Source organism: Streptomyces graminofaciens (assembly GCF_030294945.1).
Classification (GTDB): Bacteria; Actinomycetota; Actinomycetes; order Streptomycetales; family Streptomycetaceae; genus Streptomyces; species Streptomyces graminofaciens.
This window is the reverse complement of the sequence record NZ_AP018448.1, coordinates 9,372,156-9,387,890: the sequence shown is the minus strand read 5'-3', so window position 1 is coordinate 9,387,890 and position 15,735 is coordinate 9,372,156. Positions and strand designations below refer to the sequence as shown.

Genomic DNA, 15,735 nt, shown 5'->3' with positions numbered 1-15,735 from the left:
GAGAACCATGAGCACCATTGACGAGAACCTGAAGTCACTGCTTGACGAGCGCTTCCCCAAATCCACCGACTCCCTTTTCAAGGGGGCTACCTTCGGCGAGTCGGGAATCGACTCGATGGGTGTCGTCGAATTCATCGTGGAGTTGGAGCGTCACTTCAAGACCCCGATGCTGAACGGCAACGAGCTGGGCATCGATTCCAATCTGCAGAATGCACGCGATCTCCTCAGATCCGTGGGTGTGAGCTGATGCCCATGGAACATCTGCTGACACTGAACGAGAATCCACTCCCGCCACTCGGACCCGTGGCCGCAGAAATCGCCCACCACGTCGCCACGGTCAACAGGTATCCGGAGTTCTACCCGGAACGTCTGAAGGGCGTCATCGCCGACTGGCTCGGGTTCCCTGTCGAGGGTCTCGTCGTGGGCTCCGGATCCGTCGGGGTCGCGCTCCAGGCCCTGCAGGCGACAGTGCGTCCCGGCGGTGGCCTCGCGTACGGGTGGCGAAACTTCGACGCGTACCCGCTGCTCGCCCGGATGGCAGCGGCCCGCCCCATTGAGATCCCGCTCCTGCCGGGCGGGCACCAGGATCTCACCGGCCTGGCGAAGGCGTCGGTGGACACGGACGCCGTGATCGTGTGCAACCCGCACAACCCGACCGGCCGGTTCGTCCCGGCGCAGGGACTGAGAGAGTTCCTCGCCCTGGTCCCGACCGACACGATGGTCGTGCTGGACGAGGCGTACATCGAGTTCGTCGACGCGGGGCAACGTCCCGATTCGGCGGACTGGGTGCGGGAGTTCCCCAATCTGCTGGTGCTGCGCACGTTCTCCAAGGCGTACGGCCTGGCCAACATGCGCGTCGGCTACGGCATGACGAGTCCGGAACTGGCACGGCGGATCAACGATTTCCAACTTCCCTTTGCCGTGAGTTCCCTGTCGGTGGTCGCGGTGGAGGCTTCACTGCGCGAACAGCGCGAGCTGAGAACGCGCGTGGATTTCATCGTGCGAGAACGAAACCGGGTGACGCGGGAGTTGATCCGCGTCGGCTGGAACGTACTGCCCAGCCAGACCAATTTTCTGTGGTTCGACGAACCAGAGCGGACGCATGAAATCCGCGAGGCATTGGAGCAGAACGGGGTCCTGGCCCGGTACTTCGAGAGCGAAGGTGTCCGGCTCACCATCGGCGACACCGAGGCCAACGACGCGGTCCTGCGGGCGCTGTCGTAACTCACGCGCGTAACGGGAAAGAGCTGTCGTGAACGGGAGAACCCGTCCACGACAGCTCTTTCTCATCGGGTCTACCAGCCGCCGCCCGGTGCGACTCGGGCCATGCCGGGCATGGCCGCGGTCAGGACCGAGGGGAACCAGGCGGAGAACGGTTCCCGCTTGCGCAGTTCCTCGAGTTCCGCGCGGTTTACGAAGCGGAAGTCGCAGACCTCGGCCGGATCCGGTTCAGGCTTCTCGTCCACCACGCCCACGAACAGGTGGTTGTATTCCTTCTCCACCAACCCAGATATCTCATCGGGGTGCTCGTACGTGACCGTTCCGGCCGCCTGGAGGGAGACCTCCTCCAGGCCGAGTTCCTCACGCACTCGACGGCCGGCAGCGACCTGTGGAGGCTCGTCGGGGTAGGGGTGGCCGCAACACGTATTGGACCAGACACCGGGCGAGTGGTATTTCGAATGGGCTCGCTGCTGAAGCAGCAGACGACCGTCGGTGTCGAAGAGGAAGACCGAGAAGGCGCGGTGCAGATGCCCGGGGGCCTGATGCGCCGAAAGTTTCTCAGCGACGCCGATCGTCCGGCCGTCTTCATCCACGAGTTCGAGGAGAATCGGTTCGGCCGGGAGGGTCTTGGTGGATTGAGCAGAGGTCATTCTGAAGTCCCTTTCCTCAGAGTCTGTGATTCGTCGTCAATGGAAAACGGTCATGAAGACCGGACATGACGGCGAGGACACCCGGTCGGCCACGATCGTCGAGGGAGCGGACGATCGTGGCCGACCGAGGGGAACATTCAGCTGACCCGTGCGGTCACCGTAACGGGCAACCGGGCCGGACCCCTGAGCCACAGACCAGGCTTGAGGTCGACTTCGTCTCCCTCCAGCTCCACGGAGCCGCACCGCCGCGCGAGGCCGATCAGCGCTTCCTTGGCCATCAGACGGGAGAGGTTGTCACCGAGGCAGTAGTGGATACCCCGGCCGAAGGAGAGATGCTTGCGACCGTGCGCCCCCAGCGACAACGTATCGGGGGCGCCGAAGGTCCGTTCGTCCCGGTTGGCCGCGGCCAGCATCAGCAGCACGACGTCGCCCGTCTGCATCGTCTGGCCGTGCAGGTCGATCGGTTCGTTGACGACGCGCCACGAGGCATGCGTGGGCGGCTCCAGACGCAGCACCTCGTCGAGGACGTCGTCCCCGAGCCCGGGGTCGCCGGCCAGCCGGTTCAGCACATCCGGGTGCTGAGCAAGCAACACCACGGCGTTACCTATGAGATTGGCGAAGGTGTCCAGCCCCGGAACGATGAGGAGCACGCACATCGCCGCGACGTGATGAACCGTCAGCCCATCGATCTCGTCGGCGACACGCAAAAGCGTGGACATCAGGTCGGTCCCGTCCCCGCCCTGGCGCTCCTCCAGCGCTCTGACGAAGTACTCCGTGCACTCGGCCACCGCACGCTGGGACGCGGCCGCCAGATCCTCCGGCGGCGGCGCACCGAGCTCCAGGAGCCTCGCTATCTCGGTGGACCATTCGACGAAGAGCTTCTGGTCGTCACGCGGAATTCCCATCATGTCACCGAGGACACGCACCGGAACCATCGCGCCGAGAAGCTCCATGGCGTCGAACCGCGGTGGCAGGTCGACCAGGAGCTCGTCCACCACCGCCGTCACAGACTTGATGAGTGTGTCGACCGCGGCCGGCGTGAAAGGCGCCGCTACAAGACTCCGCAGCGTCGTGTGGTCCGGCGGATCCAGCAGCTTGAAGAGATTTCCGTCCCAGCCGTCCATACCCAGTCCGAGGAAGGGCGGCGGCTCCTCGTCGGGTGCTCCGGCCGGTTGAGCGAAGAACTGGGATTTCCCGAGGTCCTTGCCCAGCCGACGGTCCCGAAGGAGGAATTCAACGTCGTCGTAGCGGCTGACCACCCATGAACTCAAGGGCCCCGGAAGAAGCGGGTGCTCATCACGCAGTTTCCGGTAGACCGGGTAGGGATCGCGCCGGAATTCCGGATCGGTCGGGTTGAAGAAGAATCCGGTGTTCGCAGCAGGATCTGGCATTCGTGTTTCCCCCTGTGTAAGGCCAGGGGTGCGCCCATCGGACGCCATCACCCCCCGGCTCAAGATCACGACCTTTGGAGATCCTACTATCCGATCCCGTAGTGGGCCCGTAAAAATTCATAAATCGCGTTCGTAGGCGAAAGACAAAACGGCGGCCCTACGGACACATTGGTTCATGTCCGTAGGGCCGCCGATGTGGCGTGACAGTGCGAAAGATCAGTGGCCGTGGCCGCTGGTGATCTCCTTGTACTCCTCGGCGGTGGGCTTGGGGATCTGGTTGTTCTCCCCGTAGTACCCCTGCGAGAGCTTGGAGCGCAGCTTCTGCGTACGCGACACCCTGCGCTCGACACCGTTCTCGTCGACCGTCGGGCCGATCTCGGCCGGCTTGTACTGCTCGTGCGCCGTGAGCGTGTGCAGCTGCTCCTGGCTGAGCGGTTCGTGGATCTCGATGAACTCACCGTGCGGCAGGCGCTTGATGATGCCGGTCTCGCGACCGTGCAGCACCTTGTCCTTGTCCCGACGCTGCAGCCCCAGGCAGATGCGCTTGGTCACGATGAAGGCGAGGATCGGTGCCGCGAAGAAGGCGATCCGTCCGAACCACGTGATGGCGTTGATGGAGAGGTGGAAGTGCGTGGCCCAGATGTCATTGCCACCACCCACCATCAGCACGCCGAACCAGACCAGCCAGGCGACACCGAACGCGGTGCGGGTCGGCGCGTTCCGCGGGCGGTCCAGGATGTGGTGCTCCCGCTTGTCACCGGTGACCCAGGCCTCGACGAACGGATAGACACCGATCGAGACGAGGACCAGCGGGAAGACGACCGCCGGGATGAACACACCGAGGACAAGGGTATGACCCCAGAAATTGATCTCCCAGCCCGGCATCAGGCGAATGAGCCCCTCGGCGAAGCCCATGTACCAGTCGGGCTGTGCACCGGTGGACACCATGTCCGGACGGTAGGGACCCATCGCCCAGATCGGGTTGATCGAGGCGATCGCGGCGATCGCGGCGATGACACCGAAGACCAGGAAGAAGAATCCACCGGCCTTTGCCATGTAGACCGGGAGCAGCGGCATGCCGACGACGTTCTTGTTCGACTTTCCGGGGCCCGCGAACTGCGTGTGCTTGTGGTAGAAGACCAGGATCAGGTGCGCCACCACCAGACCCAGCATGATGCCGGGCAGCAGCAGGATGTGGATCGAGTAGAACCTGGCAACGAAGTCGCCGCCGGGGAACTCCCCGCCGAACAAGAAGAACGAGATGTACGTGCCCACCACGGGGACGGACAGGATGGCGCCCTCGGTGAACCGGACACCCGTACCGGAGAGCAGGTCGTCCGGGAGCGAGTAACCGGTGAAACCGGTCAGCAGGCCGAGGAACAACAGCAGCCAGCCGAAGAGCCAGTTGACCTCACGTGGCTTGCGGAACGCGCCCGTGAAGAACACGCGCATCATGTGAATCAACATGCCGGCCAGGAAGACCAACGCGGCCCAGTGGTGGATCTGCCGGATCAGCAGGCCGCCACGCACCTCGAAACTGATGTCCAGCGTCGAGGCGTAGGCCTCGGACATCAGCACGCCCTGCATCGGGACGTAGACGCCGTGGTACTCCACCTCGTTCATCGACGGGTGGAAGAACAGCGTCAGGTACACACCCGTGAGGATGATGATGATGAAGCTGTAGAGGCAGATCTCACCGAGCATGAAGGACCAGTGGTCCGGGAAGATCTTGCGCATGTTGGCCTTGGCCAGGGAGTAGATCCCGAGCCGGCCGTCGGCCCAGTCGGCGACTCGCTCGCCGGCCGGGGCCTTCTCGCGCTTGCCGCGCGAGTCGGTGGTGGTTGCAGTGCTCATCCGCGCTCCCAGAAGGCAGGACCGACGGGCTCCTGGAAGTCGCCCACGGCTTCGAGGTAGCCGTCTTCACCGACGGTGATCTGCAGCTGCGGCAGGGCGTGCCCCGCGGGACCGAAGATCACCCGGCCGCCGTCGGCGAGGTCGAAGGTGGACTGGTGGCAGGGGCAGAGCACATGGTGCGTCTGCTGCTCGTACAGGGAGATCGGGCAGCCCACGTGGGTGCAGATCTTCGAGAACGCCACGATGCCCTGGTAGGACCAGTCGAGTTCCTGCTTGTCCTTGATGTCGCCCGGCTGGATCCGGACGATCATCAGGGCGTCCTTGGCGATGTTCTTCTGGAAGTCGTGGTCGTGCTCCTCCAGGCCGTCCGGCTTGGCGAAGGTCAGCGACCCGACCACGACGTCGGAGGGACGCAGCGGCTCGCCCGTGTTCATGTTGACGAGCTTCTTGCCCTTGGCCCACGTGGTGTGCCGCAGCTTGGTGCCGGGCAGCGGACCGAGGTCGCGCAGCAGCATGACACCGGAGAGCGGGAACAGGGCCAGCGCGCCGAACATCGTGTTGCGGATCAGCTTGCGACGCCCGAGCGCGGACTCCTTGGCACCCTGCTTGAAGTCGGCCAGCACCTTGGCCTTGACCTCGGGCGTGGCCTCGATCGCGTGGCGCTCGTCGGCGACCTCCACGTCCGACATCAGCGTGCGGGCCCAGTGGACCGCGCCGGCGCCGATGGTGAACAGGGCCAGACCGAGGGTGAGCCCCAGCGCGAAGTTCAGCCCGCTGATGTGACCGATCGGGAAGACGTAGACCGACTGGTCGACGTCGATCGTCACATACGAGGCGATGAAGCCGACCGTGGCGAGCATCGACACCGTGAACAGCAGGGCGACCGTGCGCTCGGACCGCTTGGCGGCCCGCTCGTCGATGTCCTGGATCCGGTGCTCATGGGGCGGCAGGCCAGGGTCCGCGAACGGGTTCTCCTCGTCCGCGACCTTCACCGCGCCGTGCGCGTGGTCCTGCTCTACAGGCAGGTTCTCTTCTGGAATGTCTTGGCTACTCATGACTTCTTGGCCTTTGCGGTCCGCGCGGCAACCCAAACGGCGACAGCGATCAGGACACCGAGACCGAAGACCCAGGAGAACAGACCTTCACTGACCGGACCCAGGGCCCCCAGGTCGAGGCCACCGGGGCTGACGGTTTCGTCGCCGTTGACCGCCTTCAGGTACGCGATGATGTCCTTCTTGTTCTGCTCGGTCATCGTCTGGTCGGGGAACGATGGCATGTTCTGCGGGCCGGTCAGCATGGCCTCGTAAATGTGCTTCTCGGACACACCCGTAAGGTCCGGCGCGTACTTGCCGTTCGTCAGCGCGCCGCCCTTGCCCGCGAAGTTGTGGCACTGCGCGCAGTTGTTGCGGAACAGCTCGCCGCCCTCGGCGATGTCCGCGCCCTCGGGGTTGTACTCGTTCTCGGTCGGAACCTCCGGACCCGCGCCCAGCGAGGCGATGTACGCCGCGAGCTGGTCGATCTCGGCCTGCGAGTAGATGACCTTCTTCTTCGGGACCTGCGCACCCGGCTGCTGGGCCGGCATCCGGCCGGTGCCGACCTGGAAGTCGACGGCCGCCGCGCCGACGCCCACGAGGCTCGGACCGTCGGTGGTGCCCTGACCGCCGGTGCCGTGGCAGCTGGCGCAGCCCACGGAGTACAGCTTCTTGCCCTCGTCGATCGTGAGGGACTGGGCGGTTTCATCGGCCTGCGCCTTGTCCGCAGGAGCGAACGCGGCGTACAGCCCCCCTGTGCATGCCAGCGCGAGGAGTAGGACGACGAGCGCCGCCAGCGGATGGCGTCGTCGTGCGGAGAGCTTTTTCACGGATTACCCCGGTGTCAGGATCTTCTGCGTCGGTGCTTCTGGATGGGTCGGTCTCGAATACGAGGCGGGCGCGACGTACCGTCCGCTTCGAATCGTCGGCCCGATTACTTGATCATGTAGATCGTGGCGAAGAGGCCGATCCAGACGACATCGACGAAGTGCCAGTAGTAGGACACGACGATGGCCGCGGTCGCCTGCTCGTGGGTGAACCTCCGGGCCGCGTAGGTACGGCCGAGAACGAACAGGAAGGCGATGAGGCCGCCCGTCACGTGCATGCCGTGGAATCCGGTGGTCAGGTAGAAGACCGAGCCGTACGGGTCCGACGAGAGCGACAGGCCCTCGTGCTTGACCAGCTCGGTGTACTCGAAGACCTGACCGCCGATGAAGATCGCACCCATCACGAAGGTGACGATGAACCACATCCGGAGCTTCTTCACGTCCCCGCGCTCGGCTGCGAACACGCCGAGCTGGCAGGTGAGGGAGGAGAGCACCAGGATCGTGGTGTTGGTCGCCGAGAACGGGAAGTTCAGGGCGTCGGCCTTCTCGTGCCAGAAGGCCGTACCGGTCACCGATCGAAGGGTGAAGTACATCGCGAAGAGGGCCGCGAAGAACATCAGCTCGGAACTCAGCCAGATGATGGTTCCGACGCTGGTGAGGTTCGGCCGATTGACCGACGGGTGCGCGTGCCCGGTTTCTACTGTCGTTGCTGTCGCCACGACCGACATTATGTCGGTCGCTTATCCCGCCCTCACTCCGGGGGGTGCCGTTCGGAGTGTCTCCCCCTTCAGGACCGGTGTTGACGTGGTGTTCAAGGGAGTAGCATCCGCGCATCGGGCCCTGTCCGTCTGTTGTCCTTACGACGCCGAAGTCACGGAGGAACAATGCAGCCGATCGCCACGGTGCTGGTCTACAGCGACGACTCCAACACCCGCGAACAGGTGCGGCTGGCCTCCGGCCGACGGCCGGCTCCGGACGTTCCGCAGGTCGAGTTCGTGGAGTGCGCGACGCCTCCGGCGGTTCTGCGGGAGCTGGAGAAGGGCGGCATCGACGTCTGCGTGCTGGACGGTGAGGCCGTGCCCATGGGTGGCATGGGACTGTGCCGGCAGATCAAGGACGAGGTTTTCGAGTGCCCGCCGGTGCTGGTGCTGATCGGACGGCCGCAGGATGCGTGGCTGGCGACCTGGAGCCGGGCGGACGCTGCCGTGACGCTGCCGGTCGAGCCTGTTGAGTTCGCTGCGGCGTTGGCTTCCTTGTTGCGCCGGAAGCAGGCGTTGAACGCCTAGTGACTCGGGGCACCCGGCTTGCAGGGCGTCTGCGGCTTGTTCGTCGCTGATCGCGCGGTACCCCGCGCCCCTTCCGGGGCGCGGCCTCATGCGGACTGGGGGCGCAGGCGGGCCTGCTCCGCCGCGCTCGGGGTCTCCTTCGTTCCGGCGGTCAGGGCGCTGCCCTCCCTCCACTTCTTCCAGTCGAGGTTCCAGTCGCCGAAGCCGTTGCCGAAGGGGGCCATGGTGTCGCCGCTCGAGTTGACGACCTTGACGATGTCCCCCTCCCGTATGGCGTTGAAGAACCACTCGGCGTTTCCGGTGCTCATGCCGGTGCAGCCGTGGCTGACGTTGGCGTAGCCCTGGGAGCCGGTGGACCAGGGGGCGGCGTGGACGTATTCGCCGCTCCAGGTCACCCGGGTGGCGTAGTAGACGGGCAGGTCGTAGTCGTCGGAGCTGCCGCGTGCGATGCCGATGCTGGCGCCGCGCATCCGTACGAAGTACTCCTTGCCCAGGACGACCTTGACGCCGTTGCGGGTGTCGAAGCCGGGCTTGCCCGTGGTGATGGGGATCTCCTTGATGACCTTGTCGTTCTTGTAGACGGTCATCTGATGGGAGGCGGCGTCCGTGATGGCGATGACCCGGTCGCCCGTGGTGAGCTTGAGGGGCTTGGCCTTGCCGCCCCAGAGCCGTTCGCCGACCTTGATGCCCTGCAGGTTGCTGTGGACGTTGATCGTGGCGTTGGCGGGCCAGTACTCCTTGGGCCGGTAGTGGAGCTTCTTGTCGTCCACCCAGTGCCAGGCGCCGTCCGCGGAGGGCGTCGAGTCGACCTTCAGGGCGCGTTCGACGACCGCTCGGGCCGCCTTGTCCTTGACGGGCCTGCTGAGCTCGGCGGTGACCGGCTGGCCGACGCCGTACTTGCCCGCCTTGGGGCCGAAGGTCACGTTCAGCCGCTTCTTGGTGAGGGGGCGGCCGGTGTGGAAGGACAGGGTCTTGCGGCCGGGAGCACCGTCCTCGTCCTCGGTGCTCACCCGGACCGTGTAGTGGGCGTTGGCGGCGAGCGGTGAGGTCGAGTGCCAGCGGCCGCCGTCGGCGGTGAGTTCGCCCGCGACATAGCGTCCTGTGGCGTCCACGGCGGTGACGTCGGTGATGCGGCCGTCGTCGTCGGAGGTGACTTCCAGGGCCTTGTCCGGGTCGGCCTTCTTGCCGTCGCCGGTGGGAGTGTTGAAGGAGATCTGGTCCGCCGCGTCGTACGGCCTGCCCGAGAGCGGGTGGCCGCCGGAACCGCAGGCGGTGACGCCCGCGCCCAGGGAGACCACCAGCAGGGTGCAGCTGACGACCGTGCGGTTTCGCGGTGAGGTGCTCATGCGTTCAACGTAGGAACGAGAGTCGGGCGCGGCGCGCCGGGTGACCCGTGCGAGCTACTTCCGGCGTGGCAAAAGAGTGAAGCCCGGACCTCCTGGCGGAGTGTCCGGGCTTCCTGCGCTCAGCGCGTGTTACTGGTTCTGGTTCTCACCGCGGTAGTACTCGAAGACCCAGCCCCACAGGCCGATCAGGATGACCGGGGTGGAGAAGTACAGCAGCCACCAGCCGAAGACGACGCCCAGGAAGGCGAGCGCGCCGCCCACGCCGAGGGCGAGGGGCTGCCAGCTGTGCGGGCTGAAGAAGCCCAGCTCGCCCGCGTCGTCCGCGACGTCGGCCTCCTTGTCGTCCTGCGCGCCGACGTCGACCCGCCGGGCCGTGAAGGCCAGGTAGTAGCCGACCATGATGCACAGGCCGAAGGCCAGGAAGAGCGCCGTGGTACCGGCCGGCTCCTTCGACCACACGCCATAGACGATCGCCATGGCGAGGACGAAGACGCTCAGCCAGATGAACATCTTGCCTTGGACCTTCACTTGCCGGCCTCCTTGCCGCTGGCCGCGAGCTCGTTGGCCGCAGGGCCGCCGTGCGCGAGCTGCTCGAGCGCGGCGATCTCCGGGTGGTGCAGGTCGAACGCCGGGGATTCACTGCGGATCCTCGGCAGGGTGAGGAAGTTGTGCCGCGGCGGCGGGCAGGAGGTCGCCCACTCCAGCGAGCGGCCGTAGCCCCACGGGTCGTCGACCTCGACCTTCTTGCCGTACTTGGCCGTCTTCCACACGTTGTAGAGGAACGGCAGGATCGACAGGCCGAGCACGAACGACGCGATCGTCGAGACCGTGTTCAGGGCGGTGAAGCCGTCGGCCGCGAGGTAGTCGGCGTAACGACGCGGCATACCCTCCGCGCCCAGCCAGTGCTGGACGAGGAACGTGCCGTGGAAGCCGACGAAGAGCGTCCAGAACGTGATCTTGCCCAGGCGCTCGTCGAGCATCTTGCCCGTCATCTTCGGCCACCAGAAGTGGAAGCCGGAGAACATCGCGAACACCACGGTGCCGAACACCACGTAGTGGAAGTGCGCCACCACGAAGTACGAGTCCGAGACATGGAAGTCCATCGGCGGCGAGGCCAGGATGACGCCGGTCAGACCACCGAAGGTGAAGGTGATCAGGAAGCCCGTCGCCCACAGCATCGGTGTCTCGAAGGACAGCGAGCCCTTCCACATCGTGCCGATCCAGTTGAAGAACTTCACACCGGTCGGTACGGCGATGAGGAACGTCATGAAGGAGAAGAACGGCAGGAGTACGCCACCGGTGACGTACATGTGGTGCGCCCACACCGTCACGGAGAGACCGGCGATACCGATGGTCGCGCCGACCAGACCCATGTAGCCGAACATCGGCTTGCGGGAGAAGACCGGGATGACCTCGGAGATGATGCCGAAGAACGGCAGGGCGATGATGTACACCTCTGGGTGTCCGAAGAACCAGAAGAGGTGTTGCCACAGCAGTGCGCCGCCGTTGGCCGCGTCGAAGACGTGGGCGCCGAACTTGCGGTCCGCCTCCAGGGCGAACAGCGCGGCCGCGAGGACCGGGAAGGCGAGCAGGACCAGGACACCGGTCAGCAGCACGTTCCACACGAAGATCGGCATGCGGAACATCGTCATGCCGGGGGCGCGCATGCAGATGATCGTGGTGATGAAGTTGACCGAGCCGAGGATCGTGCCGAAGCCGGAGAAGGCCAGACCCATGATCCACATGTCGGCGCCGACGCCCGGCGAGCGGACCGCGTCCGACAGCGGGGAGTAGGCGAACCAGCCGAAGTCGGCAGCGCCCTGCGGGGTGAGGAAGCCGGCCACCGCGATCAGCGAGCCGAAGAGGTACAGCCAGTACGCGAACATGTTCAGCCGCGGGAACGCCACGTCGGGCGCGCCGATCTGCAGCGGCATGATCCAGTTGGCGAATCCGGCGAACAGCGGCGTCGCGAACATCAGCAGCATGATCGTGCCGTGCATCGTGAACGCCTGGTTGAACTGCTCGTTCGACATGATCTGCGTACCCGGGCGGGCGAGCTCGGCGCGCATGATGAGCGCCATCACGCCGCCGATGCAGAAGAACGCGAACGAGGTGACAAGGTACAGCGTGCCGATGGTCTTGTGGTCGGTGGTCGTCAGCCACTTCACCACGACATTGCCGGGCTGCTTGCGCCGGACGGGCAGCTCGTCTTCGTACGAGCCCTCCGCGGCGGCAGCACCCTGAGGTTCGTTGAGGATGCTCACAGTTGGGTGGTCTCCCGGTTCTTCTCGGGCCCAGTCTGCTCAATGCCGGCCGGGACATAGCCCCGCTGGCCCTTCTCCGCGAGCTCCTTGAGGTGCTGCTCGTAGCGCTCGGGAGAGACCACCTTCACGTTGAAGAGCATCCGGGAGTGGTCCACGCCGCAGAGTTCGGCGCACTTGCCCAGGAAGGTCCCCTCCTGGTTGGGGGTCACCTGGAAGGCGTTGGTGTGGCCCGGGATGACGTCCTGCTTCATCAGGAACGGCACCACCCAGAAGGAGTGGATGACGTCACGCGAGGTGAGGACGAAGCGGACCGTCTTGCCCTCGGGGAGCCAGAGGGTCGGACCGGGGTTGCCGGTCTGCGGGTTCTTGTCGCCCGGGGTGCCACAGGTGTAGACACCGCCGGCGTTGTCCGGGAAGTCTTCCTTGAACCGGTTCGGAATCGCGTCCAGGTTCTCGTCGGTCTTCGCGTCGCCGGTGGACCCCTCGACGTTCTCGATGTAGTTGAAGCACCAGCTCCACTGGAAGCCGACCACGTTGACCGTGAGGTCGGGCTTCTTCGAGGTGTCGAGGAGCTTCGACTCGTCGCGGGCGGTGAAGTAGAACAGCACCGAGACGATGATCAGCGGAACGACCGTGTACAGCGCCTCGATGGGCATGTTGTACCGGGTCTGTGGGGGGACTTCGATCTTGGTGCGGCTGCGCCGGTGGAAGAAAGCGCTCCACAGGATCAGGCCCCAGACCAGCACGCCGGTGGCGAGCGCGGCAGCCCAGGAGCCCTGCCACAGGGAGAGGACGATCGGCGCCTCTTCCGTGGTCGGGGTGGGCATACCAAGGCGGGGGAAGTCTTCCCAGTTGTACGAGCAACCGGTGGCTGTAGCCAAGACCAGGCCCGCAGTAAGCGCCTGCAGCAGCTTCCGCCGCATCGGGCGCCGCGGCGTGGGGGTACCGCCCGCGCCCTTCTGGCAGCGGGGGAGGTCGGAGCCGTTGGGACTCACGTAGCGCCTTCCCGAGAGTCTCGCCCGCGCGGTATGGCTGCGGCCTTCTCGCTGGTCGGTCGCCGCCCTGCGACGGGCAGGGGTTTGGATGTTTATGCGGACCAAACCCTAGCCGACGCCCTCAGAGGGTTCGCGGGGAGGGGTGCCTACCGGGTGGGGTGGTTCGCTTGATTGGCGGCCGCGGGTTGTTCGTCGCTGGTAGCGCGGTTCCTCGCGCCCCTTGGAGAGGTTGTTCCGGACGGCGGTCTAGCGTTGCTGTGTGGCCTACTTCGACGCTGCTTCCGCTGCTCCTCTTCATCCCGTTGCCCGGCAGGCCCTCCAAGCCTCCCTCGATGAGGGATGGGCCGATCCCGCGCGGCTGTACAGGGAGGGGCGGCGGGCGCGGATGCTGCTTGATGCCGCCCGGGAGGCGGCCGCCGAAGCAGTGGGATGCCGTCCGGACGAACTCGTCTTCACCTCGTCCGGTACGCAGGCGGTGCATTCCGGAATCGCCGGGGCGTTGGCGGGGCGGCGGCGGATCGGAAGCCACCTGATCGTGTCTACCGTCGAACACTCATCTGTGCTCCATGCGGCTGACGTGCACGAGGCCGGCGGAGGCGCGGTCACTCAGGTGGCGGTGGACCGTGCGGGAGCGGTGGGTGTGCGGGCGTACGCGGATGCGCTGCGGCCGGACACCGCGCTCGCCTGTCTTCAGTCCGCCAACCACGAGGTGGGGACCGAGCAGCCGGTGGCCGAAGTGGCGGCGGTGTGCCGGGAGGCCGGGGTGCCGTTGCTGGTGGACGCGGCTCAGTCGCTGGGGTGGGGGCGGGTGGAGGGTGATTGGTCGCTGCTCGCCGCCAGCGCCCACAAGTGGGGTGGCCCGGCCGGGGTCGGGGTGCTCGTGGTGCGCAAGGGGGTGCGGTTCGCGGCGCAAGGGCCCGTCGACGAGCGGGAGTCGGGGCGGGCCGCCGGGTTCGAGAACATCCCGGCGATCGTGGCGGCGGCCGCCTCGCTGCGGGCCGTACGGGCGGAGGCGGCCGTGGAGGCCGTACGGCTGCGGGAGTTGACGGACCGGATCAGGGCGCGGGTGCCGGCGCTGGTGCCGGACGTGGAGGTGGTGGGGGATCCGGCCCGACGGCTGCCCGGCATCGTCACCTTCTCCTGTCTCTATGTCGACGGGGAGACCTTGCTGCACGAGCTGGACCGCGAGGGGTTCTCCGTGTCGTCGGGTTCCTCCTGCACGAGCAGCACGCTGACGCCGAGCCACGTGCTGAAGGCGATGGGGGTCCTCAGCGAGGGGAATGTGCGCGTGTCGCTGCCGGCGGGGACGCCGGAGGAGGACGTCGAACGGTTCCTGGAGGTGCTGCCGGGGGCCGTCGCGGGGGTGCGGGAGAAGCTGGGGGCGCCGGTTCCGTCGGCCGTGGTCCGGGAGGACGTCCTCGTCGTGGACGCTCTGGGCAAGCGGTGCCCGATCCCGGTCATCGAGCTGGCGAAGGTCATCGGGGATGTGCCGGTGGGCGCGACGGTACGTGTGCTGTCGGACGACGAGGCGGCGAGGCTCGACATTCCGGCGTGGTGCGAGATGCGGGGCCAGGAGTATGTGGGCGAGGAGCCGCAGGGGAGGGGTTCGGCGTATGTGGTGCGGAGGGTGAGTTGACGCGACAGGGGTCCCCCACGCCCTGTTTTCTGCTTGTCAGGGGCGCGGGGAACTGCGCGACCAGCCACCTCGGCCCGCAGGCGACTGGTCGCAGAGGTCGGCCTCAGCGGAGATGGGCCTGGACCTCGGTGCCGGCCTCGTCCCCGTACGCCTTGACGAACCGCTCCATGAAGTGGCCCCGGCGCAGCTGGTACTCCTGCGTGCCGACCGTCTCGATGACGAGGGTCGCGAGCATGCAGCCGACCTGGGCGGCGCGCTCCAGGGAGACACCCCAGGCGAGGCCGGAGAGGAACCCCGCGCGGAAGGCGTCGCCGACACCCGTGGGCTCGGCCTTGCGCTCCTCCTCCGGGCAGGCGACCTGGATCGGCTCCTCGCCGGCCCGCTCGATCCGTACGCCCTGCGCGCCCAGCGTGGTCACACGGTGGCCGACCTTGGCGAGGATCTCGGCGTCCGACCAGCCCGTCTTGGTCTCGATCAGGCCCTTCTCGTACTCGTTGGAGAAGAGGTAGGTCGCGCCGTCCAGCAGTATCCGGATCTCGTCGCCGTCCATCCGGGCGATCTGCTGGGAGAAGTCCGCGGCGAAGGGGATGTTCCGGGAGCGGCACTCCTCCGTGTGGCGGAGCATCGCCTCCGGGTCGTCCGCGCCGATGAGGACCAGGTCGAGGCCGCCGACGCGGTCGGCGACGGTCTTCAGCTCGATGAGGCGGGCCTCGCTCATCGCGCCGGTGTAGAAGGAGCCGATCTGGTTGTGGTCGGCGTCGGTGGTGCACACGAAGCGGGCGGTGTGCAGTGTCTCGGAGATGCGTACGGAGGTCGTGTCGACCCCGTTGCGGTCGAGCCAGGCCCGGTACTCGCCGAAGTCCGAGCCCGCGGCGCCGACCAGGATCGGGTTCGTGCCGAGCTGTCCCATGCCGAACGCGATGTTCGCGCCGACACCGCCCCGGCGTACGTCGAGCTGGTCGACGAGGAAGGAGAGGGAGACCGTGTGCAGCTGGTCCGCGACGAGCTGGTCCGCGAAGCGGCCGGGGAAAGTCATCAGGTGGTCGGTGGCGATGGAGCCGGAGACTGCGATACGCACGGCGAGGACACGCTCCTGCGAGGGGAGGGGGATTGACAGTTCACGCTACCGGGTCGCCCCCGCGCGCTCCACCAGGCCGTCCGCCATACTCCGACGTCTCTTCGGCCAGCCCTGAAGCGGAAAAATTACCCGATAGTAGGGCTTTCTCCGTGGGGC

General features: G+C 66.5%; 15 protein-coding genes. 4 read left to right on the top strand and 11 right to left on the bottom strand.

Annotated elements, in window-relative coordinates; genetic code table 11:
• The first annotated feature begins 7 nt into the window (after nucleotides 1-7).
• A complete protein-coding gene (locus tag SGFS_RS41285) occupies nucleotides 8-247 on the top strand; it encodes an acyl carrier protein (RefSeq protein WP_286257424.1) in 240 nt (79 codons plus the stop codon).
• On the top strand, nucleotides 247-1,224 hold the full coding sequence (locus tag SGFS_RS41280; protein ID WP_350284051.1) for an aminotransferase class I/II-fold pyridoxal phosphate-dependent enzyme: 978 nt from the start codon (nucleotides 247-249) through the stop codon (nucleotides 1,222-1,224). The genes SGFS_RS41285 and SGFS_RS41280 overlap by 1 nt, the downstream gene beginning before the upstream one ends.
• Nucleotides 1,225-1,295: 71 nt before the next feature.
• Here the strand turns inward: SGFS_RS41280 and idi are convergent, their stop codons facing one another.
• The 6 genes from idi to ctaE all read right to left on the bottom strand — a co-directional run bounded on the left by idi (nucleotide 1,296) and on the right by ctaE (nucleotide 7,702).
• Entirely contained in the window at nucleotides 1,296-1,871 is a 576-nt protein-coding gene (gene idi, locus SGFS_RS41275; RefSeq protein WP_286257421.1) for an isopentenyl-diphosphate Delta-isomerase, read from the bottom strand.
• Between the two features lie 137 nt (nucleotides 1,872-2,008).
• Entirely contained in the window at nucleotides 2,009-3,262 is a 1,254-nt protein-coding gene (locus tag SGFS_RS41270) for a cytochrome P450 (RefSeq protein ID WP_286257420.1), read from the bottom strand.
• A 216-nt stretch (nucleotides 3,263-3,478) separates the two neighbouring features.
• A complete protein-coding gene (qcrB, locus tag SGFS_RS41265) occupies nucleotides 3,479-5,116 on the bottom strand; it encodes a cytochrome bc1 complex cytochrome b subunit (protein ID WP_286257419.1) in 1,638 nt (545 codons plus the stop codon).
• Nucleotides 5,113-6,171 (bottom strand): cytochrome bc1 complex Rieske iron-sulfur subunit, encoded by a 1,059-nt coding sequence (qcrA, locus tag SGFS_RS41260; RefSeq protein ID WP_286257418.1) that lies wholly within the window; start codon nucleotides 6,169-6,171, stop codon nucleotides 5,113-5,115. Before qcrA ends, qcrB begins: the two co-directional genes overlap by 4 nt.
• Nucleotides 6,168-6,977 carry a cytochrome bc1 complex diheme cytochrome c subunit gene (qcrC, locus tag SGFS_RS41255; RefSeq protein ID WP_286257417.1) on the bottom strand — a complete coding sequence of 270 codons (810 nt, stop codon included), beginning with the start codon at nucleotides 6,975-6,977 and terminating at the stop codon, nucleotides 6,168-6,170. The genes qcrA and qcrC overlap by 4 nt, the downstream gene beginning before the upstream one ends.
• Nucleotides 6,978-7,081: 104 nt before the next feature.
• Nucleotides 7,082-7,702, bottom strand: coding sequence for an aa3-type cytochrome oxidase subunit III (gene ctaE / locus SGFS_RS41250; protein WP_286257416.1), 621 nt, complete (start codon nucleotides 7,700-7,702; stop codon nucleotides 7,082-7,084).
• Nucleotides 7,703-7,858: 156 nt separating this feature from the next.
• Between ctaE and SGFS_RS41245 the strand changes: the two genes are divergently transcribed.
• The gene (locus SGFS_RS41245) at nucleotides 7,859-8,260 is read left to right on the top strand and encodes a response regulator (RefSeq protein WP_286257415.1); all 402 of its coding nucleotides are present in this window, start codon (nucleotides 7,859-7,861) and stop codon (nucleotides 8,258-8,260) included.
• 86 nt (nucleotides 8,261-8,346) lie between these two features.
• Here SGFS_RS41245 and SGFS_RS41240 read toward each other — a convergent pair whose 3' ends face one another.
• From SGFS_RS41240 to ctaC, 4 genes are all read right to left on the bottom strand, one after another.
• Complete coding sequence (locus SGFS_RS41240; RefSeq protein WP_286257414.1) at nucleotides 8,347-9,606, bottom strand: L,D-transpeptidase; 1,260 nt, start codon at nucleotides 9,604-9,606, stop codon at nucleotides 8,347-8,349.
• A gap of 129 nt (nucleotides 9,607-9,735) precedes the next feature.
• Entirely contained in the window at nucleotides 9,736-10,134 is a 399-nt protein-coding gene (locus SGFS_RS41235) for a cytochrome c oxidase subunit 4 (protein ID WP_286257412.1), read from the bottom strand.
• Complete coding sequence (ctaD, locus tag SGFS_RS41230) at nucleotides 10,131-11,870, bottom strand: aa3-type cytochrome oxidase subunit I (RefSeq protein WP_286257411.1); 1,740 nt, start codon at nucleotides 11,868-11,870, stop codon at nucleotides 10,131-10,133. The genes SGFS_RS41235 and ctaD overlap by 4 nt, the downstream gene beginning before the upstream one ends.
• Nucleotides 11,867-12,865, bottom strand: a complete 999-nt coding sequence (ctaC, locus tag SGFS_RS41225; RefSeq protein ID WP_434028137.1) for an aa3-type cytochrome oxidase subunit II — start codon at nucleotides 12,863-12,865, stop codon at nucleotides 11,867-11,869. Before ctaC ends, ctaD begins: the two co-directional genes overlap by 4 nt.
• Nucleotides 12,866-13,124: 259 nt before the next feature.
• Between ctaC and SGFS_RS41220 the strand changes: the two genes are divergently transcribed.
• Nucleotides 13,125-14,501, top strand: coding sequence for a cysteine desulfurase/sulfurtransferase TusA family protein (locus SGFS_RS41220; RefSeq protein ID WP_286257410.1), 1,377 nt, complete (start codon nucleotides 13,125-13,127; stop codon nucleotides 14,499-14,501).
• 103 nt (nucleotides 14,502-14,604) lie between these two features.
• On the opposite strand, the gene SGFS_RS41215 is transcribed toward SGFS_RS41220, so the two are convergent.
• Nucleotides 14,605-15,579: a carbohydrate kinase family protein gene (locus SGFS_RS41215; RefSeq protein WP_286257409.1), complete on the bottom strand. Its 975-nt coding sequence runs from the start codon at nucleotides 15,577-15,579 to the stop codon at nucleotides 14,605-14,607.
• Nucleotides 15,580-15,735: the final 156 nt, after the last annotated feature.